The sequence below is a fragment of the Halomonas sp. C22 genome (assembly GCF_007655045.1).
Classification (GTDB): Bacteria; Pseudomonadota; Gammaproteobacteria; order Pseudomonadales; family Halomonadaceae; genus Vreelandella; species Vreelandella hamiltonii.
In genome coordinates, this window is the sequence record NZ_VBVC01000012.1 from 1 (window position 1) to 24,218 (window position 24,218).

Annotated in this window: 13 protein-coding genes; 8 read left to right on the forward strand and 5 right to left on the reverse strand. The window is 62.7% G+C overall.

Annotated features, from left to right (window positions below; translation table 11 throughout):
* The first annotated feature begins 337 nt into the window (after window positions 1–337).
* The 8 genes from FEU76_RS16865 to FEU76_RS16900 all read left to right on the forward strand — a co-directional run bounded on the left by FEU76_RS16865 (window position 338) and on the right by FEU76_RS16900 (window position 17,324).
* Window positions 338–2,365, forward strand: coding sequence for a capsular polysaccharide biosynthesis protein (locus FEU76_RS16865; protein ID WP_144984464.1), 2,028 nt, complete (start codon window positions 338–340; stop codon window positions 2,363–2,365).
* A 238-nt stretch (window positions 2,366–2,603) separates the two neighbouring features.
* Window positions 2,604–3,602 carry a capsule biosynthesis protein gene (locus FEU76_RS16870; protein WP_260851418.1) on the forward strand — a complete coding sequence of 333 codons (999 nt, stop codon included), beginning with the start codon at window positions 2,604–2,606 and terminating at the stop codon, window positions 3,600–3,602.
* Entirely contained in the window at window positions 3,599–4,396 is a 798-nt protein-coding gene (locus FEU76_RS16875) for an SDR family NAD(P)-dependent oxidoreductase (RefSeq protein WP_144984470.1), read from the forward strand. The genes FEU76_RS16870 and FEU76_RS16875 overlap by 4 nt, the downstream gene beginning before the upstream one ends.
* Entirely contained in the window at window positions 4,393–6,054 is a 1,662-nt protein-coding gene (locus FEU76_RS16880) for an LTA synthase family protein (RefSeq protein ID WP_096923224.1), read from the forward strand. Before FEU76_RS16875 ends, FEU76_RS16880 begins: the two co-directional genes overlap by 4 nt.
* Window positions 6,051–13,394, forward strand: a complete 7,344-nt coding sequence (locus tag FEU76_RS16885) for a type I polyketide synthase (protein ID WP_144984473.1) — start codon at window positions 6,051–6,053, stop codon at window positions 13,392–13,394. The genes FEU76_RS16880 and FEU76_RS16885 overlap by 4 nt, the downstream gene beginning before the upstream one ends.
* Window positions 13,391–14,719 (forward strand): aminotransferase class I/II-fold pyridoxal phosphate-dependent enzyme, encoded by a 1,329-nt coding sequence (locus FEU76_RS16890; protein WP_144984476.1) that lies wholly within the window; start codon window positions 13,391–13,393, stop codon window positions 14,717–14,719. Before FEU76_RS16885 ends, FEU76_RS16890 begins: the two co-directional genes overlap by 4 nt.
* A gap of 311 nt (window positions 14,720–15,030) precedes the next feature.
* Window positions 15,031–15,546, forward strand: coding sequence for a transcription/translation regulatory transformer protein RfaH (gene rfaH, locus FEU76_RS16895; RefSeq protein WP_096923227.1), 516 nt, complete (start codon window positions 15,031–15,033; stop codon window positions 15,544–15,546).
* Window positions 15,547–16,814: 1,268 nt separating this feature from the next.
* Window positions 16,815–17,324, forward strand: coding sequence for an REP-associated tyrosine transposase (locus FEU76_RS16900; RefSeq protein ID WP_039177759.1), 510 nt, complete (start codon window positions 16,815–16,817; stop codon window positions 17,322–17,324).
* A gap of 501 nt (window positions 17,325–17,825) precedes the next feature.
* On the opposite strand, the gene cysQ is transcribed toward FEU76_RS16900, so the two are convergent.
* From cysQ to FEU76_RS16930, 5 genes are all read right to left on the reverse strand, one after another.
* Entirely contained in the window at window positions 17,826–18,593 is a 768-nt protein-coding gene (gene cysQ / locus FEU76_RS16910) for a 3'(2'),5'-bisphosphate nucleotidase CysQ (protein WP_144984482.1), read from the reverse strand.
* A 68-nt stretch (window positions 18,594–18,661) separates the two neighbouring features.
* Entirely contained in the window at window positions 18,662–19,516 is an 855-nt protein-coding gene (locus tag FEU76_RS16915) for a UTP--glucose-1-phosphate uridylyltransferase (protein WP_144984485.1), read from the reverse strand.
* Window positions 19,513–21,210 carry a glucose-6-phosphate isomerase gene (gene pgi, locus FEU76_RS16920; RefSeq protein WP_144984488.1) on the reverse strand — a complete coding sequence of 566 codons (1,698 nt, stop codon included), beginning with the start codon at window positions 21,208–21,210 and terminating at the stop codon, window positions 19,513–19,515. The genes FEU76_RS16915 and pgi overlap by 4 nt, the downstream gene beginning before the upstream one ends.
* Before the next feature lie 261 nt (window positions 21,211–21,471).
* The gene (pgm, locus tag FEU76_RS16925) at window positions 21,472–23,064 is read right to left on the reverse strand and encodes a phosphoglucomutase (alpha-D-glucose-1,6-bisphosphate-dependent) (RefSeq protein WP_144984491.1); all 1,593 of its coding nucleotides are present in this window, start codon (window positions 23,062–23,064) and stop codon (window positions 21,472–21,474) included.
* Between the two features lies 1 nt (window position 23,065).
* Window positions 23,066–24,148: a glycosyltransferase family protein gene (locus tag FEU76_RS16930; protein WP_144984493.1), complete on the reverse strand. Its 1,083-nt coding sequence runs from the start codon at window positions 24,146–24,148 to the stop codon at window positions 23,066–23,068.
* Window positions 24,149–24,218: the final 70 nt, after the last annotated feature.

A 24,218-nucleotide genomic window follows, 5' to 3' on the forward strand; every position in this document is an offset into this window, starting at 1 on the left:
TTGAATCGTGTTCTGGCAGGAACATACTGATTCTACAAGAGAAAACCACTCGCCATCTTCGTTTTCAGGTGAGTCTCGTGAATAAGCCGGGTTGAATACTGCCCTAAAGTTCAAGCGTTATTGCATCACAGGCAATCAACTTACCAAAAACAATCACAAACTGCGCGTTGATATAATTCAACTTAATCTCCTTGTATCACCCTAGGCCAAGGCATGCCAGCGCGCTAGCCTGGCCAGCCAAGCGCTCACTGCGCGCCACGAATTGATAACCCTGCCCAATTCACGTATGTTCGCCGCCTGTTTGGTATCTTTATCAGGACGACTTGCGGCCTTTTCCATGGCAAAACGTACGGCGGGTTATACATCCTCAGGCATCGGTAAAATTGCGACTCTTTCAGTGCTGCTGTCCGAGTTTGACGACGTCATACCGATCAGGCCTTTCTGCTCTCCGCCGTCAACGGTTATTGGCTGGGGCCTCAAGCCCACGACGCGACGATCGAAACGTTATGCCGAGCGCAAGAACCTGCCCCACATCGCCTTGGAGGACGGTTTCCTGCGCTCGCTTGGCCTCGGTGTCGAGGGCTATCAACCGCATAGCATGGTGGTGGATGCCACCGGCATCTATTATGACGCCTCGCGCCCCAGCGACCTGGAAACGAGTCTCAACGAAGCCACCTTCAGCAGCGAAGAGCTGGCCCGTGCCGAGCGCTGCATGGCCCTGCTGCGGCACCATCGTCTCTCCAAGTACAATCACGCCCCCGATACACCGTTGAATCACTCCAACGCCACGGTCCTGGTCGTCGACCAGACCGCAGGCGATGCATCGATCACCTATGGTGGTGCCAGCAGCGAGAGCTTTCAACGCATGCTGCAAGAAGCCTTGGCCAATCACCCCGATGAGGAGATCCTGGTCAAGATCCACCCCGATGTGATTGCGGGCAAGAAACAGGGCCATCTTACCCAGGCACTCGACCACCCCCGCTGCCGCATCATCAGTGAAGACATCAACCCCTGGGCACTGTTCGACCAGGTCGACAGCGTTTACGTCGTCACCAGCCAGCTCGGCTTCGAAGCCCTCATGGCAGGCAAACAGGTGCATTGCTTTGGGCTGCCCTTCTACGCAGGTTGGGGGCTGACCCAGGACAAGCTGGCCTGCCCGCGCCGTACGCGCACCCGCTCCTTGCCGGAAGTCTTTGCGGCGACGTATTTGCGCTACGCACGCTACGCCAACCCCTACACCTGCCAGCCCGCCACGCTGGAAGAAACCATTACCCTGCTGGCCGACCAGCGTCGCCAGCAGGAACGACTGCGCGGGCCATGGGTAGCCTGCGGTTTCTCCGCCTGGAAACGCGGCTTCATCGGCTGTTTTCTCGGCCCCTGCGCCAACATTCACTACCAGGAAACGCTGCCCAGCACTATCGAAGGCACGCCATCGGCCCCCCGCATCCTGGCCTGGTCCAGCGCCCTCACGCCAGAGTTCGAGGCACGTAATGCTCACGCCCTGCATAAAGTATGGCGCATCGAGGATGGCTTCATTCGCTCGGTAGGGCTGGGTGCAGACCTGACCACACCGCTCTCCCTGGCCATCGACCGCCAAGGCATCTATTACGACCCCACCCAGCCCAGCGAGCTGGAAACGCTTCTGGAAACCCACGCCTTCGATGCGCCGCTGGTCGAACGCGCCGCAGCGCTGCGTGAACGCCTGGTGGCTCTCAAGCTCTCCAAATACAACGTCTATGGTCAGGCCAAAATAGACCTGCCCAGTGGCAAGCACGTCATCCTGGTGCCCGGCCAGGTGGAAAGCGACGCCTCGATCGCCACCGGTTCTCCCCAGGTCAGCACCAATAGCGCCCTGCTGCGCGCCGTGCGCCATGGCCACCCAGACGCCTTCATCATCTACAAGGCTCACCCAGACGTGACCAGTGGTGCGCGGGTCGGCAAACTCGATAGCGACGCCAAACAGTTGTATGATCTCGACGGCAGCCACATGGAGATCACCGCCCTGCTGGAGCGGGTCGATGCCGTGCACACCATGAGTTCATTGACCGGCTTCGAGGCGCTGTTGAGACATCGTCAGGTACACACCTATGGCCTGCCCTTTTATGCCGGTTGGGGGCTGACCCGCGATGCCATGCACTGCCCAAGACGCACACGCAAGCTGACCCTGGATGAGCTGGTGGCAGGCACCCTGCTGGTATACCCCGGCTATGTCGACCCAAACACAGGTCAGCTATGCAACGCTGAAACCGTCGTCGCGCTACTGGAACAGGCCAAGACGCGTCAGCATCACTCACAAAAACATTTGCTTACATGGAAGCAGCGGCTCTATCGCAGCTATCGTAACGTATTCATTGGAAGATATTGAGTTGAAGCAGAAGCGTGCATTTTTATTCCTGCAGGGCGTATGCTCGCCCTTTTATCAGCGTCTGGCTAGGCGCTTGACCGATGACGGCCACCGTGTTGTCAAAGTCAACTTCAATGCAGGTGACATTCTTTATTGGCAGCGCACCCATAGCAAACATCATTTATTTCGTGGTCCGTTAACGGTACTACCTGAATACATCACATCGCTTTGGAAGCGCTACGACATTACCGACCAAGTCATGTTCGGTGATCGGCGTCCCGTCCATCGCTCGGCTATCGAACAAGCCGACAAGGCCGGGGTGCGTACCCATGTTTTTGAGGAAGGTTACTTTCGCCCTTTCTGGGTCACGCTTGAGCGCGATGGCGTCAATGGGCACTCTCTTTTGCCGCGAGACCCTGCTTGGTTCTATGAAACAGGGAAAACATTACCTCTGCTACCAAAGCCAGTGCGCTTTCGTTCGGCTTTCAAGATCCGTGCTTTGCACGATGTTGCTTACCACACAGCCGGATTGCTCAACCCGTTGATCGCCCCACGCTACCGCAACCATTCCCCCATCACGGCACCAGTGGAATACGCGGGTTACATCAAGCGCTTTACACAACTGAAACAGTGGAAAAAACGCGACGCCCAGCGCATCAATGCGTTGATCGAAAGCGGACGCTCGTATTTCATGCTGCCGCTACAGCTCAACACCGACGCCCAGATCCGTGACCACTCCCCCTATCAAAACATGGAGGAGGTCATGGACCATGTGATGGGCTCTTTTGCGGTCAACGCTCCACAAGGTGCCCAGCTATGCATCAAGAACCACCCGCTAGACATGGGGCTAGTCGACTACCCCGCCATCATCCAGCGGCTGGCCGATTTTTATGGTCTTCAAGGGCGGATCGTTTACTTAGAGTCAGGAGACCTCAATCGACTGCTCAAATATGCAGCAGGCACGGTAACAGTCAACAGTACCGTCGGTATCGTTTCCCTGGAACACAAGTGCCCCACCTTTGCACTGAGCGACCCGATCTATCATATGGCAGGCCTGACCTATCAAGGCAGTCTCGACGAGTTCTGGCACCAGCCGCCACCGCCCAGCGCCCAGCTGTTCGACTATTTCCGTAACACTGTCATGTATGCCACCCAGCTCAACGGGGGGTTTTACTGCCAGCCCGGCATCGACCTGGCGGTCAATAACGCGGCCCAGGTACTCGAAGCCTGCCCCTCCCCGCTGGAGAGACTGCTGTGAGCACCTCACCCCAAACAGGCCACCGCTGCGTGCTGATCACCGGCGCCACCGGAGCCATCGGCAGCGCCCTGGCCAACGAATATGCCACCCAAGACACCCACCTGATCCTCCACGGCCGAAACCTCGTCGTGCTGGAACAGGTAGCCGAAAACTGCCGCGCCCAAGGGGCCCAGGTCACGCTATCGAACATCGACCTCGGTGATCAGACCGCACTGGCCAACTGGCTGGGCGAGCTATGCACGCACCACCTGCCCGATATCGTGATCGCCAATGCGGGCAAGAACACCCACCCGCCCCAGGCGGGCGAGCTGGAACCCTGGCCAGACGTTCAGGCGCTGCTGGACATCAACCTGACCACCCCCATCGCCATGGCCCACCATCTGGTGCCCGCCATGCGCGCAAGGGGCAGTGGCCAACTGGTGTTCATCAGTTCCCTGGCCGCCTGGCACGGGCTGCCCAGCACGCCCACCTACAGCGCCAGCAAAGCGGCCATCAAAGCCTACGGGGAAGGCCTGCGTGGGCTGCTCGCCCCGGCCGGTATCGGCGTCACCGTGGTCATGCCCGGCTATGTCACCTCGCCCATGTGCAACGCCATGCCCGGCCCCAAACCCTGGGAGTGGCCCCCGGAACGTGCCGCCCGCGTCATTGCCCGAGGCATCGCAGCCAACCGGCCACGGGTCAGCTTCCCGTTTCCGCTCAACTTCGGCACCTGGTGGCTGGCCGTACTGCCCGCGTCGGTGTCCCAGTGGCTGATCAAACGGCTGGGGTTCGACCACCTGGAGGGCGGCTCATGATGCTGCTCTCAGGTGCCGCGATGGCCGCCATGGCCCCCGCGCTGGTCACCGGGCTACTCGGCAGCCTGCTGGCTGAAGCGCTGCTGCGCCCCCAGCCACGCCCTTTCTGGCAGCGCCGTCTGGCCGCCAATGCCGTGCACCTGGGCAGCTGGCTGCTGCTGTTTGGCGTGTTCACCCTGCTGCTGCAGCGCCCCTGGTTTGCCGTGGTGTTCATTCTCTCGCTGCAGTTGGTAGTAGTGCAGTCCAGCAACACCAAATCGGCCACGCTCAACGAGCCTTTCATCTGCCACGATTTCGAATACTTCTGGGATGCCATCTTGCACCCCAGGCTGTACGTGCCCTTCTTCGGCATCGGGCTCGCCATCGCTGCCAGCAGCGCTGGGGCCGTGGCCATCGGCAGCTTTTTCTATTTCGAGCCGTCGCTGGTGGGCCAGTGGGGCTTGATGCCTTGGCTCTTCAGTTGCCTGCTGCTGATATTGGCGGGTGCACTGCTGCTGGCGGCCAGCCTGAAGCGCTTGCCCCCGCCCACGCTAGCCCCCATACACGACCTGCATGAAACAGGGCTATACACCAGCCTGTGGAGCTACGGCGTCGCGCTGATGCGCTCCCGTGCGCCTGGCCCGGAACGCTCACCGTTCCAACCGTTCAGCCAGCCGCTCGGCGAACCCCAGTGCCCGCCTGACGCCACCACCGTCGCGCCCACGAGCAAGGGCAACACACTGCCAAACGTGATATTGGTGCAGAGCGAGTCCTTCTTCGACCCCCGCCCGTGGTGCCAGGACGTGGCGCCAGGGCTGCTCAGCCAGTTCGATGCCACCGCCGCCGAAGCCCTCGAACAGGGCGAACTGCACGTGCCCGCCTGGGGCGCCAACACCGTGCGCACCGAATGCGCAGTGCTGACAGGCCTGGCACCCAGCGACTGGGGGCCGCGTCAATTCAACCCCTACCGCACGCTGTCACGCCACCCTCTCGCCAGCGTGGCCAGCGCATTCAAGGCCCAAGGGTATCGCACCGTGTGCGTGCACCCGTACCCGGCCACCTTCTACCTGCGCGACAAGGTCATTCCTCTGCTGGGCTTCGACACGTTTATCGATCTCAGCGCCTTCGAAACCCAGGAAAAGCACGGCCAATACATCGGCGACCAGGCCGTCGCACGAAAGGTTGGACGCCTGCTGAAAGATGACGATAATAGGCCGCTATTCGTGTTCGTGATCACCATGGAAAATCACGGCCCGCTGCATTTGGAAGCCCCCCAGCAGCAGCGCCTCGCCGAGACGCTGCCCAACGCCCCATGGCCGCTGCCGAACCATTTGCGAGACTTGGCAGTCTATCTTCACCATCTGGGCGAAGCAGACCGCATGCTGGGGGGTCTCAAAACGGCCTTGACGGAGGCGCAAAGGCCGGGGCTACTGGGATGGTACGGCGATCATGTGCCCATCCTGCCCGCCGCGTATGGATATTTTGGCGCCCCTACGGGCCGCACGCCATACATGATATGGTCAACGCAACGGCAACCGTCTGACCCACCGCCTGCCGAGCACATGCCGCAGGGAATAGCAGCAAACGAACTTGGCGTCCGACTATTTAAACGAGTGTTTGGACGCGATATAAGTAGTGATGTGATCAAGGCAGAACCAGAACCTCAGGAGCAAGAATGACTAAACGCGTGGCCATTATTGGTGCCGCCCATCGTTTCCCAGGCACCACCCCTGAAACGTTCTGGCAAGACCTGCAAGCCGAAAAAGACCTCGTCACCCAAGTAGCGCCCGACCGCTGGAGCCACGATGCGTTCTGGCACCCCGACAAGCGCCACCCCGGCACCAGCGTGACGTTCGCCGCCGGTAGCCTGGGCGATATCAGCGGGTTCGACGCAGAGTTTTTCGGCATCTCCCCCAGGGAAGCAGCCAACATGGACCCCCAGCAGCGCATGCTGCTGGAGCTGGCCTGGGAAGCCATGGAAAGCGCAGGCATCGTGCCCAGCACCCTGCGTGGCAGCCAGTGCGGTGTGTTCCTTGGTGTGGCCAGCCTGGATTACTCCTATCGGCTGGCCGACGACATGGCGGCCATCGACGCCTCCACCGCCACAGGCAACACGTCCAGCATCGCCTCCAACCGGCTGTCGTACATTTTCGACCTGCACGGCCCCAGCATGTCGCTGGACACCGCCTGCTCGTCTTCCATGGTCGCGTTCCACCAGGCTTGCCAATCCATTCGCAGCGGTGAAACTCCCATGGCGCTGGCAGGGGGCATCAGCCTGCACCTGCACCCCTACGGCTTCATCATTTTCTCCAAGGCCAGCATGCTGTCGCCCACCGGGCGCTGCCAGGTCTTCGATGAAGCAGGCAATGGCTACGTGCGCTCGGAAGGCGCGGGCCTGTTTCTGCTCAAGGACTACGACCTGGCCGTCGCCGACGGCGACAACATCCTGGCGGTGGTAGCAGGGTCGGCGGTCAACACCGACGGCCACAAATCCGGCCTGACCGTGCCCAACCCCAGCGCTCAGGTTGCCCTGATGCGCAGCGCCTACGAGCAAGCGGGCATCTCCCCCGATGAGATCGACTACCTGGAAGCCCATGGCACCGGTACCGCCGTCGGCGACCCCATCGAAACCCGTGCCATCGGTGAAGCCCTCGGCCAGCATCGCAAAACCCCGCTGCTCATCGGTTCGGTGAAGAGTAACGTGGGCCACCTGGAAACCGCCTCCGGCGTGGCCGGGCTGGCCAAGGCGCTGTACAGCCTTCAGCACCGCGAAGTGCCCGCCACCATCGGCATTCGCAAGCTGAACCCGCGCATCAAGTTCGACGAATGGAACCTGCACGTGGTCACCAAGGCCCAGCCGCTCAAGCCCGAGGGCAAGCTGGTCATTGGCGTCAACTCCTTCGGTTTTGGCGGCGCCAACGCCCACGTCATTCTGGAAAGTGCCCCGGAAACGCCCGCCGCTGAGCGTCAGGTGCCGGACACCCGTCTGCCCATACGTATCAGCGCACGCAGTGAAGCCGCCCTGGCCGCCAGTGCCCAGGCGCTGGCCAACCACCTGCAGGCCACCGAGCAGCCGTTTTACGACATTGCCCACACCCTGTTTCACCACCGTGAGCAGCACAGCCACGGGGCGCTCTGCTTTGCCAGCAGCGCAGCAGAAGCCGCTGCCGCACTTGGCCAGTTTGCTGAGGGCGATACCAGTCAGCTCACCACCCTGGAGCGCCTCACTGACGCCAAGGGCCCGGTGTTCGTCTACGACGGCAACGGCTGCCAGTGGGCCACCATGGGCCACGACCTGCTCGCCACTGCCCCGGCCTTCAGCGACGCCATCGACCGCGTCGATGCACTGTTCCAGCGCCACGGCAACTTCTCACTGCGCGCCGAGCTGGCAGGCCTGAACCAGCAAGCCGGCGAAGAAGAACGCTTCGTCAGCACCGAAATTGCCCAGCCTGCGCTATTCGCCCTGCAAGTGGCGCTCACCGAATGGCTCAAGGAGCAAGGCATTACCCCCGCCGCCGTGTTCGGCCACAGCGTGGGTGAAGTCGCTGCCGCCTGGGCATCGGGTGCCCTGAGCCTGGAAGACGCGGTGAAGGTGATCTACTACCGCAGCGACTTCCAGGGCAAGACCCGTGGCCAAGGCGAAATGACCGCCGTGGCCATGAGTGCCGACGACATCGCCCCTTGGCTGGCCAAGCCCGAGTTCGGCCGAGTCAGCCTGGCCGGTATCAATAGCCCCAAAGGCATTACCCTGGCAGGCGATAAAGACCAGTTAAGCGAACTGGAAGCGGCGCTCAGCGCCCAAGAGGTGTTTGCCAAACGCCTGCCGCTGGATTACGCCTTCCACAGCCCCGCCATGGACAGCATCCAGGAAGGCGTGGTGGAAGCGCTGGGCGGTATTCAGCCGCAGCCCACTCGAATTCCGTATTTCTCCACCGTCACCGGAGCCTTGGCCGAAGGCACGACGCTGGATGCCCACTACTGGTGGCTGAACATCCGTGAACCGGTACTGTTCGACGATGCCGCCACGCAGCTGATTCAACAGGGCTATAACGTCTTCGTCGAGGTCGGTGCGCACCCCATCTTGCGCCGCTACCTCAACGAGTCGCTGCGCCAGCAAGAGCACAGCGGCCTGGTACTGGGCACCGTTGAACGCCACAAACCCGGTCTCGAAGGGCTGCAGCGCACGCTGGGCCAACTGCTGCTCAGCGGGCTTTCCCTGCCCAGCGGGCACTACTTCCCCGTGGAAGGCCAGCGCGTTCTGCTGCCTCGCTACCCATGGCAGCGCACCCACCTCTGGGTGCAAGGTACTCAGGATGGCCAAGGCCTGCTGTCGCGCTACTACCAGCACCCGCTGCTGGGCTACCCGCTGGCCCAGCAGGAGCACACCTGGGAAAGCCAGCTGGACACCAAGCGCCAGCCCTGGCTGGCCGACCACGTGGTGGGCGAAGGCGCCGTCTTCCCCGGCGCGGGCTTCATCGAGCTGGCCCTGGCCGCCGCCATGCAGCAAAAAGACTCTTCGCTGCTGGATATCGAAGAGCTGGAAATTCGCGCGCCGCTGCTGCTGGACGGCCCCAACGGGCGCACCATGCGCCTGACGCTGGACCCCGATGACGGTCGCCTGGAAATTCACTCCCGGGAGCCCGCCACCGGCAGCGAATGGCAGCTCAACACCGTGGCTCGCCGCATGCGTGAAAGCCGTGGCTTCCTGCTCAATCGCCAGGCCCCGGCACTGCCCAGCCGCGCTGCCGACTACACCCTGGAGCAGCACCTGGCCATGGCCGAGCGCATCGGCCTGCACTACGGCCCCGCCTTCCAGGCCATTACCCGTGGCTGGATCGAGGGCGACAGCGTCATCGGCGAGATTCACCTCTCGGAAGCCGTCACCGCCCAGCTCGACACGCTGCACGTGCATCCCGGCATTCTCGATAGCGCTTTCCAGCTGTTCATTCCGCTGCTGGCACGCCAGGCCGAGTTTGCCTCGCAGCTCGCCTTCGTGCCCGTGCGCGTAGGCCGTATTCAGGTCAATGCCGAAGCCGGAACCCCCGTGCTGGCCCGCGCCGTCATGGGCAAACGGGCACCGCACTCCTTCACCGCCGACTTCGAGCTCTACGATGCCGAAGGCCACGCCGTGGCCGTGCTCAGCCAGACCCGCTTCAAGGCCATTCGCCTGAACCGCGCGCACCACCAGCACTTCAGCTACCTGGATATCGAACTCACGCCCGCGCCGCTCAGCGCCGTCACGCTACCCATGCCAAGCGAAGCCCTGCCACGCCTGATGGGGCTAAGCGATGCCTTCAGCGCCAGCACCGGCCAGCGTTACGCTCAGGAAGTCGCTCCGCTGCTGGACAGCCTCAGCGAAGCCTTCGCCCAGCAGGGCCAGCCTGCCGAGGCCACCGCACCCGGCGACGATGCCGCCAGCGACGAAGCAGCGCCCCTGCCCCCGGAAACCATCTGGCAACTGCTGGTCCAAGACTACCCGGACTACTTCGCCCCCATTCATCTGGTGGGCAGGCTTGGTCTGCACAAGGAAGCCCTGGCGCGTGGCACCGACACCCTGGAAAGCCTGGGCGTCACCCACGAACACCTGGCAGGCATCAACCGCGTCCTGATTGGCGAAAGCGGCTGGCAAGTACTGGCCAGCGAGCTGGGCAGCCTGATGGAAGCAGCCCTGGCCGCCCTGCCCGAAGGCCAGCGGCTGGCCCTGCTGGAAGCAGGCCCCTGCGCCCCCGCGCTAGGCCAACGCCTGCTGGAACGGCTTGCCCATCACTCGCCCAAGGTCACCGACAGCTACCGCTACCGTGCGCTGACCACCAGCGACACGGCGCGCCATCAAGCGGAACAGCTCCAGGAACGCTACCCGCTGATCGACGTTCAGCCGCTGGAAGAGACCCTGCCCACGCTGGCAGAGGCACAAAAAGCCCAGCTGGCCTTCATCAGCGCCGATGTCACCCAGCCCGAACGCACCCGCCAGCTCATCGAGGCCTTGCCTTCGCAGTTGGCGCCGGGCGCACAGCTCATCGTGGTCGGCATTCATCCCAGCCGCTGGCTGGACGACCTGCTGGCCACCCCCGGCATCGGCCAGGCCGCGCTGGAACAAGCCACCCTCATCGAGTGGTTCTCCGCCCAAGGGCTCAGCGTGACCGCGCCCATCGAGCTGGAAGAGAACGGCGCCTACCTGCTGCACGCGCAAGCCCCCAGCGAACAGCCGGGCAGCGCAGCGCAAGCGACCCAGGCACATACCCTGGTCATTGCCGACGCTGCTCAGCAAGCCCTGGCCAACGTGCTGGCGGCAGCGCTGGACAACGTCACCCTGCTCAGCGATGGCGAGCCTGCGGCCCTGCTGGCCGAACAGCTGCGCCAGCACGAAACGCCTCCCGCCGCGCTGAACGTACTGGACCTGCGCGGCCTGGGCCAAGACACCACCGCCGCACAGACCCAGCGCTGCCACCTGGCTCAACAGTGGTCGCTGGCCCTCGAACACAGCGGCCTGGAAGCCCAGGGCAGCCGTGTCACGCTGTGGCTGCTCACCCAGGGTTACCAGCACGGCGACGACGCCGCGCTCTGGGGCTTTGGCCGCTCGCTGGCCAACGAAGCCGTAGGTCACAGCGTTACTCTGCTGGAACTGCCCGAGCAACCCAGCAGCGAGGCCCTGGCCTGTATGGCCGATTCCGTGACCCACCCGGATGCGGAAAACGAGCTGGTCATTACCCAGGCAGGCACCCGTTACGCCACCCGCCTGCGTACCCTGCCCGCCCCGCACCCGCACAAGGCCAGCCAGGCAGCGCCGCGCCAGGCCATGACGCTGGGCTTTGCCCTGCCCGGCCAGCTGCGCCAGCTACAGTGGCGGCCACGCCAGCTCCCCGAACTGGGTGCCGACGAAGTGGAAGTGCGCGTCAAGGCCACCGGCCTGAACTTCCGCGATGTCATGTACACCCTCGGGCTGCTCTCCGATGAAGCCATCGAAAACGGCTTTGCCGGCCCCACGTTGGGCCTGGAGTTCTCCGGGGAAATCGTGGCCGTCGGCAGCAACGTCACCCACTTGGCCCCCGGCCAAGGCGTGGTCGGTTTCGGCCCTGCCAGCTTCAGCGACCGCCTGGTCGCCAGCCAGCACGCCGTGGCCCCGCTGCCCGAAGGCGTCAGCTACGCCGCAGCCGCCACCATTCCGACCACCTTCTTCACGGTCTACTACGCGCTGAAGCACCTGGCACGCCTGCAGCCCGGTGAAAAGGTGCTGATCCATGGTGCCGCCGGGGGCGTGGGCATTGCCGCGCTGCAAATTGCCCAGTGGATGGGCGCCGACATCTACGCCACCGTGGGCTCGGAAGAGAAACGCGACTTCCTGCGCCTTATGGGCGAAGCGCGTCTCTATGACTCCCGCTCGCTCACCTTCGCCGAAGAAATCCTCGAAGACACCCAGGGCGAAGGCGTCGATATCGTGCTCAACTCCCTGGCAGGTGAAGCGATCAACCAGAACCTGCGCGCACTGCGCCCGTTCGGCCGCTTCCTGGAGCTGGGCAAGCGCGACTTTTACGAGAACACCCACATTGGCCTGCGCCCGTTCCGCAACAACCTCAGCTACTTCGGCATCGACTCCGATCAGCTGATGAAAGTGCAGCCCGCGCTCACCCAAACCCTGTTCAGCGAAATGATGGCGCTGTTCAACGACGGCACCCTCAGCCCGCTGCCGTTCACCGCCTTCAGCCACAGCCAGGTCATCGATGCCTTCCGCTACATGCAGCAGGCTCGCCAGATCGGCAAGGTAGTCGTCACCTACGAACAGCCCATTGCCCCACCGCGCCAGGAACAGCTGGGCAGCGGCAGCCTCACCCTGCCCGCCAATGCCAGCTACCTAGTTACTGGTGGCCTGGGCGGCTTTGGTCTCAAGACGGCTCAGTGGCTGGTCAGCAAAGGCGCACGGGAACTGATCCTGCTCAGCCGCAGCGGCCCTGCCAGTGAAGAAGCCCAGGCCGCCATCCGTGACTTCGACGCCCAGGGCATCAAAGTCATGGCCGCCGCCTGCGACATCACCGACCGCAACGCCCTGGCCAACGTGCTGGAACGCGCCAAGGCCGAGCTGAGCCCGCTGCACGGCATCGTCCACGCCGCCACGGTGATCGACGACGGCCTGATCCGCAACCTGGACGCCGAACGCATCCATAAAGTGCTGGCCCCGAAAATCGATGGCGCGCGCCACCTGGAAGCGCTGACCCAGGAAGCCCCGCTGGACTTCTTCGTGGTCTACTCATCGGCCACCACGCTGTTTGGCAACCCTGGCCAGGGCAACTACGTGGCTGCCAACCACTGGCTCGAAGCCTTCGCTGCCCGCCGCCGCGCTCAGGGCCTTCCGGCCACCTGCGTACGCTGGGGTGCCATCGAAGACGTCGGCTTCCTGGCCCGCAACACCCGCACCCGCGACGCCCTCCAAGAGCGATTGGGAGGCTCGGCGCTGCGTTCCGACGACGCCCTGAAGGTGCTGGAACAAATGCTGCTGACCCCCGGGCCAAGCCTGGGCGTGCTGGAGCTGGAATGGGGCGCACTGGCGCGCTTCCTGCCCACCTCCGACACCCCGCGTTTCGACGAAATTGCCCGCGCCAGCGATGACGACGGCAGCCTCGACCACGACGACGACATCAGCGCCATGCTGGCCGACCTCTCGCCGGAAGAGCTGCACAGCACCATCACCGAACTGCTGCGCGCAGAGCTGGCCAGCATCCTGCTCATCGACGAAGAGAAGATCGACGTCAACCGCTCGGTGTACGACATGGGCTTCGACTCGCTGATGGGCGTGGAACTGATGACCGCCATCGAGAACCGCCTGGGCGTTCAAGTGCCGGTCATGGTCCTCAGCGAAGCCTCCACCCTCGACAAGCTGGCAGGCGTGCTGATCCAGAAGCTCCACCAGCACGATGAAGACGTTGAAGAGTCGCCGCAAGATGCGTTAGCCTCTCTGGCCGCCCGCCACGGCGCGGACGGCATTACCAGTGAGCCCGCATCCTCCCCAGCGACAGAGACACCATGACCGCCAAGCGTTCAGAACTAAAACGCCAGCTACTGGAACAGGCGCGCAAGCGCCCTACCGCAAGAGCCAGCCAGCCCACTGCCCCTGCCACCAGCGCAGGGGCAACCCGTTCCGTGCCCGAACGCTTCACCCGCTTCGATGCCCACCCAGGCTATCAACAGCTCTCGATGATGCGTCAGGGCGCGCAACAGCTGGGCTTGCAGGTGCCGTTCTTCAAGGTGCACGACGGCCTGGCCGGGGCCACCAGCGTCATGCAAGGTCGCACCTGCATCAACTTCGCCAGCTACAACTACCTGGGCTACTCCGGCGACCCGCGGGTCATCCAGGCCGCCTGCGAGGCCGCCCAGCACTACGGCACCTCGGTATCTGCCAGCCGTGTGGTCTCGGGCGAGCGCCCCATTCACGGCGAGCTGGAACAGGCCATCGCCAAGGCGTATGCCGTGGAAGATGCCGTGGCCTTCGTCAGCGGCCATGCCACCAACGTCTCCACGCTAGGTTACCTGCTGGGCCCCAAGGATCTGATCCTCCACGACGAGTACATCCACAACAGCTCGTTGGTCGGTGCCCAGCTCTCCGGGGCCAAGCGCATGTCGTTCAGCCACAACGACCCCGACGCCCTGGACGCGCTGCTCACCCAGCACCGCCACCAGTTCGAACGCGTGCTGGTGGTGATCGAAGGGCTCTACAGCATGGACGGCGACATCCCCGACCTGCCTCGCTTCATCGCCATCAAACAGCGCCATCAAGCCTGGCTGATGGTCGACGAAGCCCACTCCTTCGGCGTCATGGGCGAAACAGGCCTGGGCCTGCGGGAACACTTTGCCATCGACCCCACACAGGTAGACATCTGGATGGGCACCATGAGCAAAACGCTCTCCGGCTGCGGCGGCTACATTGCGGGCAACCAAGCCCTGGTCGAAACCCTGCGCTACTTCGCGCCCGGCTTCCTCTACAGCGTCGGCATGCCCGCCCAGGTCGCCGCCCCCTCGCTCAAGGTACTGGAACTCATGGCCCAGGAACCCGAGCGGGTCGCCAAGCTACAGGCCATCTCCCGTTACTTCCTCGAACAGGCGCAAGCACGCGGCATGGACATCGGCCACAGCATCGGCTCCGCCGTCGTCCCCGTCATCGTCGGCAGCTCACCCCTGGCCGCCAAGCTCTCCAACGCCCTGCTCGAAAAAGACATCAACGTCCAACCCATCCTCTACCCCGCCGTCCCCGAAAAAAGCGCCCGCCTACGCTTCTTCCTCTCCTGCGAGCACACCCAAGCCCACATCGACGAAACACTGGATGTACTGGAGAAGCTATTGGCCGAGGGAAAGTGAGTGAGGAGTGAGGAGTGAGGAGTGAATGGTGAATGGTGAATGGTGAATGGTGAATGGCCCACAATGCATGGCGAACGACCAATGCACGGCGAAAGACAAACCGTAGCGCGGCGTAACGATAGAGCGAGAGCAACGAGCGAAAGAGGCACCCGCGAAGGGCGGCAGCCGCCGCCCCGATCACGCCACCGCGACCCTCTGTGCCCCCATCGGCAACGCTAACGCATTGCTTCGCGGGTGCGCTCCGCTTACACCGCGCTACGGGGTACCCACCACCGCCTATCACGCCACCCAGGGCAAAAAAAGGTAACCGCATGGTAATCGCAACACCCCAAACCAGCACCGCCCACTGGTACGTCATCCAATGCAAAGGCAGTGAATCCTTCCGCGCCGCCGAACACCTCGCCAACCAAGGCTACGAGGTGTTCCACCCCGTGCTGGACGTCAAACGCAAACGGCAAGGCAAGCTCACCACCGTCGCCGAACCCCTCTTCCCCTACTACCTGTTCATCCAGCTAGACCAGGTCAGCAGCAACTGGCGCCCCATCCGCTCCACCCGAGGCGTCCTGCGCCTGCTTACCTTCGGCAACACCCCCATCGCCGTGCCCGACGCCCTCGTCGCCACCCTCCGCGCCCAACCCCACCGTCAGGAAGGCAACCACAGCATCTTCACCGCCGGCGACAAAGTCACCATCACCGAAGGCCCCTTCAAAGACCTCGAAGCCATCTTCACCCGCTGCAAAGGCGAAGAACGCGCCATCGTCCTCCTCAACGTCCTCCAACGCCCCCACCCCGTCGAACTCCCCTTAGAAAGCCTGGAAAAGCGCTGAAGCGAATGGCGAACGGCGAACGGCGAACGGCGAATGATGGTAAACGGTGAATGATCAACCGTAGCGCGGCGTAACGACTGAGCGAGAGCAACGAGCGAGGAGGCACCCGCGAAGGCGGCGCCAGCCGCCCTGATTGAGCCACCACCCACCGCGCCACCGCCGCCCATGTGCCCTCATCGGCAACGCTAACGCATTGCTTCGCGGGTGCGCTCCGCTTACGCCGCGCTACGGGGTCATCGCCCATATTGGGGATGGGGACATAGACATGCCCACGGGCATGGGGAATGGGCACGGATACCCCGTAGCGCGGCGTAACGATTGAGCGAGAGCAACGAGCGAAGGAGGCACCCGCAAAGGCGGCGCCAGCCGCCCCGATCACGCCACAGCGCCCGATCAAATCTCGGCGGCCTCATCGGCATCCCTAACGGGATGCTTCGCGGGTGCGCTCCGCTTACACCGCGCTACGAGGTCATCGCCAACATCGGGCATGGGAATGGGCATGGACACGGGCACCCCCGTAGCGCGGCGTAACGACTGAGCGAGAGCAACGAGCGAAGGAGGCACCCGCGACGGCGGCGCCAGCCGCCCTGATTGAGCCACCACCACCCACCGCGCCACCGCCCACCCATATGGCCTCATCGGCATCCCTAACGGGATGCTTCGCGGGTGCGCTCCGCTTACGCCGCGCTACGAGGTCATCGCCCATATTAACCGTGGCGAATTGGCGTGGGCATGGACATGGGCACGGATACCCCCGTAGCGCGGCGTAACGATTGAGCGAGAGCAACGAGCGAAGGAGGCACCCGCGAAGGCGGCGCCAGCCGCCCTGATTACGCCACAGCGCCTGCTCAAATCTCGGCGGCCTCATCGGCATCCCTAACGGGATGCTTCGCGGGTGCGCTCCGCTTACACCGCGCTACGGGGTCATCGCCCATATTAACCGTGGGGAATTGGCACGGGCACGGATACCCCCGTAGCGCGGCGTAACGACTGAGCGAGAGCAACGAGCGAAGGAGGCACCCGCAGCGGCGGCCCGGCGCGAAGGCGGCGCCAGCCGCCCTGATTACGCCATCATAAACAACCACGCCACCGCCGCCCATGTGCCCTCATCGGCATCCCTAACGGGATGCTTCGCGGGTGCGCTCCGCTTACACCGCGCTACGGGGTCATCGCCAACGTCTGGCACAGGTAACCACCCCCGCACGAAAGATGCACTCCCTTTCCAATCAAGGTACGCTTACCCTAAATTCACTGCAGGGAAGCAGCCCTTGGCCACCTACCGACGCGCGCACATCCCCGGCGGCACCTACTTCTTCACCGTGGTAACCTACGGCCGCCAACCACTCCTGGCGGACCACCTCAACATCAACGCCCTGGGCCGGGCCTTCCGTCGTGTGAAAGAAGAACGCCCCTTCACCATGGACGCCTTCGTCCTGATGCCCGACCACCTGCACTGCCTCTGGACCTTGCCCGAAGGCGACGCCGACTACTCCTCACGGTGGCGAGACGTCAAAAAATACGCCTCCCAAGACTTTATCCTCCCTCCAGGCTCCCAAAACGCATGGCAACGTGGCTTCTGGGAACACGCCATCCGCGATGAGCAAGACTGGCAAAACCACATGGACTACATCCATTACAACCCCGTCAAACACGGCTGGGCCACCGCCCCCAGCGAATGGAAATGGTCCAGCTTTCACCAATGCGTCACCAAAGGCTGGTACGACCCCCAATGGGGCGCCCAAACCCCACCCGACATCGCCCAAATGAACTGGGAATGAACACTCCCGCGCCCTCATCGGCATCCCTAACGGGATGCTTCGCGGGTGCGCTCCGCTTACACCGCGCTACGGGAACATCGCCCATATTGGGCGTGGGGAATGGTCACGGGTATGGACGTGGGCACGGGCACCATCGTAGCGCGGCGTAACGATTGAGCGAGAGCAACGAGCGAATGAGGCACCCGCGAAGGGCGGCGCCAGCCGCCCCGATCACGCCACCACAACCCACCGCGCCACCGCCGCCCATGTGCCCTCATCGGCAACGCTCACCGCGTTGCTTCGCGGGTGCGCTTCGCTTACACCGCGCTACGGATACATCGCCCATATTGGGCGAGGGAAATGAGCATGGGCACCACCGTAGCGCGGCGTAACGACTGAGCGAGAGCAACGAGCGAATGAGGCACCCGCGACGGCGGCGCCAGCCGCCCCGATTACGCCACCACAACCAGCCGCGCCACCGCCCACCATCACGCCCCCCTCACCACCACCCGCACCCCAACATCACCCACGATCCCCCCACACCACAAAAGGCGGGTTCAGGGTTTGGGAGGGGGTGGCGTAGTGCAGCGGGTGGCCGTCCAGGGTGACGATGCGCCCTCCGGCCTGGTGGACGATGGCGTGGGCGGCGGCGGTGTCCCAGAGGCTGGTGGGGCCGAAGCGGGGGTAAACGTCGGCTTGGCCTTCGGCGATCAAACAGCTTTTCAGAGAACTGCCCATGGGGTGCATCTGATAAGGCCCCAACGCTGCCAGCCAATCGGTGAGCGCGGGGTCGTGATGAGAGCGGCTGCCCAGCACGCGCCACATGGCACCCTCGGCGGGCCTGCCCGACACTTGCAAACGGGTACGCTGGCCATCCGGCGCTACCTTGTAGGCCCCCAGCCCCTCTGCCGCCAGGTAAGCAACGCCTGTTACCGGAGCGGTCACCACGCCCAGGATCGGCACGCCGTGTTCGATCAGCGCGATGTTCACGGTGAACTCCCCGTTGCGCTTGATGAACTCCTTGGTGCCATCCAGCGGGTCCACCAGCCAGTAGCGGCCATCGTCACCCACCCCTGAAAAGCCTTCCACATCCTCTTCGGAAAGAATGGGATGCCCCTGCGGCAGCGCCTGCAAACCTTGCCGAATGACGTCATGCGCCGCTCGATCCGCCTCGGTCAGCGGGCTGTGGTCCTGCTTGATCGTCACATCGAAGGCGCGGCCATACACCGCCATGATGGCACTGTCCGCCGCCTTGGCAATGGCCAACACCTGCTCCAGTAATTCGCGCATGGCACCTCCCAAACATGAAAAACCGCCCACGGGGGACGGTTTTCGAACACGCAGCCTGCAACAGGCCGTTAAACGTCGTAACCCGCTTCACGGGCCAGCGTGGTATTGGCCTGCAGCCAGCCTTCGATATGCCCGCAGTCGAACGTACGGCCATGCATACGGTACGCCTGCACCGACTTGCCTTCCTGCATCAAGCGGTCGATGGCATCGGTGAGCTGGATTTCGTTGCCCGCGCCGGGCGGCTGGTCGCGCAGCAGCTCCATGATGCGGTAAGGCAGCACGTAGCGGCCAATCACGGAAAGGCGCGAAGGCGCTTCTTCCGGCTTGGGCTTTTCCACCACGCCGCGCATGTTGGCGCTTTCGCCTGCCGCAGGCTCATCGCAATCCACGATGCCATAGCGGTACACCTCTTCCTGGGGCACGGCTTCCACCATGATTTGCGATGCGTCGTTGGCTTCCCAGCGCGCCACCATGCTGCCCAGGTCACAGGCACTGCTGCCCAGCTGCGGCTTGACCAGCACGTCGGGCAGAATCACCGCGAACGGCTCATCCTGGTCCAGCAGGTGGGCCGCGCAAAAGATCGCATGCCCCAGGCCCTTGGCATTGGGCTGGCGAACACTGGTCACCTTCAACTGCTTGGGAGAAATGGCCGACAGCGTCTCCAGCAGCGCATCCTTACCCTTGCTGGCCAGCGAATGCTCAAGCTCGAAGTGGGCATCGAAATGGTCTTCGATGGCCGATTTACCCGCCCGCGTCACCAAAATGATCTCGTTGATGCCTGCGGCCAGCGCCTCTTCCACCACATGCTGAATCAAGGGGCGGTCGACCACCGGCACCATCTCCTTGGGGATCGCCTTGCTGATGGGCAGCAGGCGGGTACCAAACCCCGCCACCGGAATAATCGCCTTGCGTACTTGAGTCATTCAACACTTCCTTTTTCGTTACGTTGCTTGCGCCACTCACTCACTTTACGCAGCAGCTGAGCAGTACTGGGATCTTCTACATTCTGGTGCTCGATCGGCAAACCCGCCAACGTCTGATACAGGCTGGTGGCCAGCTGCTTGCCCAGCTCCACGCCCGGTTGGTCGAAGGGGTTCAGGTTCCACAACACCGATTGAACGAACACTTTATGCTCGTAGAGCGCCAGCAGCGCGCCTATCGACCACGCATCCAGCTCGCGCACCAGTATAACCGAATTGGGCTGGTTACCCCGATACCCCTGGGCCATATACCCCCGCAACGCAGGCGGAATGGCATCATCCCCCAGCGCAAACAGCTGGGCCTGGGCCAGGCAGTTCGCCAGGGTCAGGGAGTTTTGCTGCTCCAGCGCCTCCGCCACCGGCGAAGCCACCTCGGCGCGGCGCTGGGCCACGGCCACGAAATCGGCGCTCACCGTATGGCTACCCTGATGCAACAATTGATAGAACGCATGCTGGGCATTGGGGCCCACATCGCCCCACAGAATCGGGCAGGTAGCATGATTGACCGAGCGGCCATCGAGCCCCACGCTTTTACCGTTGGACTCCATCTCCAACTGCTGAAGATAGGCCGCGAGGCTCTTCAAACGACCATCGTAGGGCAGCACTGCGTGGGTCGGGATATTCAAGAACTGGCTGTTCCAGGCCCCCACCAGTGCCTGCAACACGGGCAGGTTCTGCGCCAGCGGCGTCTCCAGAAAGTGGCGGTCCATGGCGTGTGCACCTTCCAACAAGGCATCGAACTGCGCCACCCCCAGCTGCATGGCCACGCTCACGCCAATTGGCGACCACAGCGAAAAGCGCCCGCCAATCCACTCCTTGAACGCCAGCTGATGCGCCTCGGGAATGCCGAACTCGGTCATTTTTTCCGGCTTGGAAGAGACCCCCAACAGCTGGTAACGGCGCACCGTGGCCTCATCCACTTCCAGGGCGTCGCTCAACCAGGCCAGCGCCGTGCGCAGATTGAACTGCGTATCGGCCGTGGTGAACGACTTCGAGGCCAACACCAGCAGCGTGGTAGCCGGGTTCAGCGTTTCCATCAACGGCAGCAGCTGCGAGCCATCCATGGTAGACACATAGTGCACGCCCACCTGCGCCTGGCTCGGGCAATCGGCCAGCGCCTCGCTCACCAATTTGGGGCCTAAATCCGAGCCCCCCACCCCAATATGCACAATATCGGTGATCGCCTGGCCCGTGGCGCCAAACCACGCCTGCTGATGAACACGGGTCACCAGCTCGGCCATTTTCACCCGCTGCTGCTGGCAAAACGCGGCGGCGGCCTCCATGCCCTCAGGGGCAGGCGTCGCTTCCGGCCAGCGCGCCGCCATGTGCAACGCCGCCCGGCGCTCGGAGTGATTCACCTTGGCGCCTGCAAACAGCGCACTACGCCGCGCTTCCAGCCCACAGCTCTGCGCCCACGCCACCAATAACTGCAGCGTTTGCTGGGTCAACCGCTGTTTGCTGAAATCCAGATGCAGCGTGCCAAATGAAAACGCCAGAGAATTCGCCCGCTGTTGAGCAGACTCAGAGTTCCCCAACAGGTCGCTCAATGACTGAGCCTGCAGCTGGTCAGCATGCTGATGCAATGCATTGAAAGGCGTGTAGGTACGCTCGTTAACAATGGATAGTGAACTGTTCATGTGTCGTCCTTGATAAAAGGTGGCATGACAAAGAGAAATAAGCATTTGCCACGCCAACCTGCATCACTTCAGTGTTAACCATAAAGTTTACAGTAAGATGATGGGGGAAGGTACACAGCCAAAAATGAATAATACGTGGAAATTGAGACACCAGAGAGCAGCGCAGCGAACAATAGCCATAATACTGTGCCACTATTAACTACCTTCCCCACTCCAACGAAGCGACGATCGAAAGGAGTGGGGATATGCCTTAACAGAGTTCTACGCGGCCAACACGCCCGAAAGTAATTGCTTGGCGCTGTCGATCAGTTCGTCCAGGTGTTGGGGGCCTTTGAAGCTTTCGGCGTAGATTTTGTAGAGCGATTCCGTGCCGCTGGGGCGGGCGGCGAACCAGCCGTTGTCGGTGGTGACTTTCAAGCCGCCAATGGCAGCCTGGTTACCGGGGGCCTTGACCAGTACAGCGGTGATGGGGTCGCCCGCCAGGGTGGTGTCGGTAACGCTGGCGGCGGTGAGCTGCTTGAAGGCGTCCTTCTCTTCCACGCTGCACGGCGTGTCCACACGCTTGTAGCAAGGCTCGCCAAAGCGTTGGGTCAGCGTCTGGTAATACTCGCTGGGCGTTTTGCCGGTCACGGCCAGAATCTCGGCGGCCAGCAGGCACAGCGCAATGCCGTCCTTGTCGGTAGACCACGCCTTGCCGTCGCGGGTCAGCAGGCTGGCCCCGGCGCTCTCTTCGCCGCCAAAGGCCAACCAGCCATCGGAGAGGCCATCCACGAACCATTTGAAGCCCACCGGCACCTCGTGCAGCTCCCGCTCATGGGAAGCCACCACCCGGTCGATCATGGAAGACGACACCAGCGTCTTGCCAATGCGCAGCTCCTGGCTCCACTCGGGACGGTGGCTCATCAGGTAATCCACACACACCGCCAGGAAGTGATTGGGATTCATCAACCCATTGGCATCCACGATACCGTGGCGGTCGGCATCCGGGTCGTTGCCGAAGGCGAGATCGAAGCGGTCCTTGATGTCGAGCAGGTTGGCCATGGCCGCCGCGCTGGAGCAGTCCATGCGAATCTTGCCGTCGTGATCCGGCGGCATGAACGCAAACCGGCTATCGAGGGTGGTATTCACCACTTCCAGATTCAGCCCGTAGTGTTCGGCTACAGCCTGCCACACCGGCAGCGCCGTACCACCCATGGGGTCTGCCCCGAGGGTCAGGTTGGCCTTCTGGATGGCATCCATGTCCACCACGCGGCCCAACTGGGCCACGTAATGGGCCGTGAAATCGTACTCCTGCACCTGGGCCAGCGCCTCTTCCAACGACACTAGCGTAATATCGCTCAACTGGCGCAGCAGGTAGGCATTGGCGCGCAGTTCGATCCAGCGGGTCGCTTCGGTATCGGCGGGGCCACCGTGGTACAGGTTGTACTTGATGCCGCCATCTTCCGGCGGATTGTGCGAAGGCGTGATGATCAACCCATCGGCCTTGGCAGCAGGGTCACCCAGCGGGTGCTGAGTGTTGTAATGGATGATGGCCTGGCTGACCAGCGGCGTCGCCGTGTAGCCATGGCCCTTCTCGACCAGCACCGGCACGCGGTTGGCCACCAGCACCCGCAGCGCGCACTCCCAGGCGGGGCGCGAAAGCGCGTGGGTATCCACCCCCATAAACAGCGGCCCCTGGTAGTTCTCTTCCTTGCGGTAGTCCACTACCGCCTGGGTAATCGCGATGATATGCGCCGCGTTGAACGTACGCTCGGTGGCGCGGCCACGGTGGCCAGACGTACCAAAGGCGATGCGTTCCTTCACGACATTGGCATTCGGCGTTTGCTCATGAAATGCCTGGATAATGGCGTCCATTCTACTTACTCCCTGATTGATATACGGAAAAACGAGCCTGCCGTGCCTGCCAGAACTGTATCGCATCGTCAGGTTGGCCAATGCGCTGCGCATCTATAGCTGCCTGACGGGCCATGGCCGCGGCCTCTTGGGGATGATGAATCAAGAAGTGCAGTGCAGCCTGCCACTCCTCAGGCGTGTCACCTACCAGCAAGCCGTTGCTACCGTGGGAAACGACATCAGTGTAAGGGCCCCGACGCGAGTAAACACCCACGCCACCCATGGCAGCAATATCTAAAAACTTGATATACGACTTACCCCGGTTAAACGGTGTAGGCCATAGCGGAGCCAAGCCAATATGCACCCGATGCTGAGATTGGTAGTGACGAAACGCCTGCCAAGGCAGTGGTTCTGGCGTAGTCACACCTGGTAACTCAGCCAATTCGGAAGGCGTATGTCGCCCCAGCATAATTTCCAGCTGTGTACCCACTTGAGCGTTCTGAATTGCCTTAAGCGCGGGAGCGATATGCTGCAGGTCGCTCAAATGGGCGCGCGTCCCATGAAAGCCTATTCGCCAAGGTAAGCCTGGCGAAGGCGGTTGTCTGAAGTGGTTCAAGTCTTCAGGAAGGGCGGCGATCAATGGAGGGGGCAACACCGACACATTGGCATGGTCTGAACGGAATTGATCGGCTAACGCTTCACTGCACGCGACCACCTCATCACACAAGGCCAGCAATCCTGTCTGGCTATCGGCAATACCTGCCATGCGTTTACGGTAAGCATCGGGGAGTGATACATCGGCGGCAGCGGCAGAGATATCATCATCGATCAAATACACGACGTAGCCAAAGACACGACGATGACGTCTTAGCCAGCGTATCCATGCGGCAGGCAGGGAGCGGCACACGACCAGATTGGCCCCCGCATAATGATCCAGAAAATCTCGCCCCAGCAGCCACGGCGCGGCAAACCACCTCGAAGCCATCACGCGCTCAATGCGCAAACCCTGTTGGCGAAGCGCCGGTACAGCAGATTCAAGAAAGTAGATATCTTCCGTCGGCCTGCTGCCGTCGCTAAAAACAACCCAGTCTGCTTTCGGGGTCATAAGGCATCTTGCAGGCACACAAAACACATGAGCACACCATGCCGTGAAGCTGGCCACACAGACATGGCGT

Excerpts from the sequence above, each read along its gene's own strand:
- cysQ (WP_144984482.1), bottom strand. The coding sequence starts at position 18,593 with ATGCGCGAATTACTGGAGCAGGTGTTGGCCATTGCCAAGGCGGCGGAC.
- FEU76_RS16915 (WP_144984485.1), bottom strand. The coding sequence starts at position 19,516 with ATGACTCAAGTACGCAAGGCGATTATTCCGGTGGCGGGGTTTGGTACC.
- FEU76_RS16885 (WP_144984473.1), top strand. The coding sequence starts at position 6,051 with ATGACTAAACGCGTGGCCATTATTGGTGCCGCCCATCGTTTCCCAGGC.
- pgm (WP_144984491.1), bottom strand. The coding sequence starts at position 23,064 with ATGGACGCCATTATCCAGGCATTTCATGAGCAAACGCCGAATGCCAAT.
- FEU76_RS16870 (WP_260851418.1), top strand. The coding sequence starts at position 2,604 with ATGTTCGGTGATCGGCGTCCCGTCCATCGCTCGGCTATCGAACAAGCC.
- FEU76_RS16865 (WP_144984464.1), top strand. The coding sequence starts at position 338 with ATGGCAAAACGTACGGCGGGTTATACATCCTCAGGCATCGGTAAAATT.
- pgi (WP_144984488.1), bottom strand. The coding sequence starts at position 21,210 with ATGAACAGTTCACTATCCATTGTTAACGAGCGTACCTACACGCCTTTC.
- FEU76_RS16890 (WP_144984476.1), top strand. The coding sequence starts at position 13,391 with ATGACCGCCAAGCGTTCAGAACTAAAACGCCAGCTACTGGAACAGGCG.
- FEU76_RS16880 (WP_096923224.1), top strand. The coding sequence starts at position 4,393 with ATGATGCTGCTCTCAGGTGCCGCGATGGCCGCCATGGCCCCCGCGCTG.
- FEU76_RS16930 (WP_144984493.1), bottom strand. The coding sequence starts at position 24,148 with ATGACCCCGAAAGCAGACTGGGTTGTTTTTAGCGACGGCAGCAGGCCG.
- rfaH (WP_096923227.1), top strand. The coding sequence starts at position 15,031 with ATGGTAATCGCAACACCCCAAACCAGCACCGCCCACTGGTACGTCATC.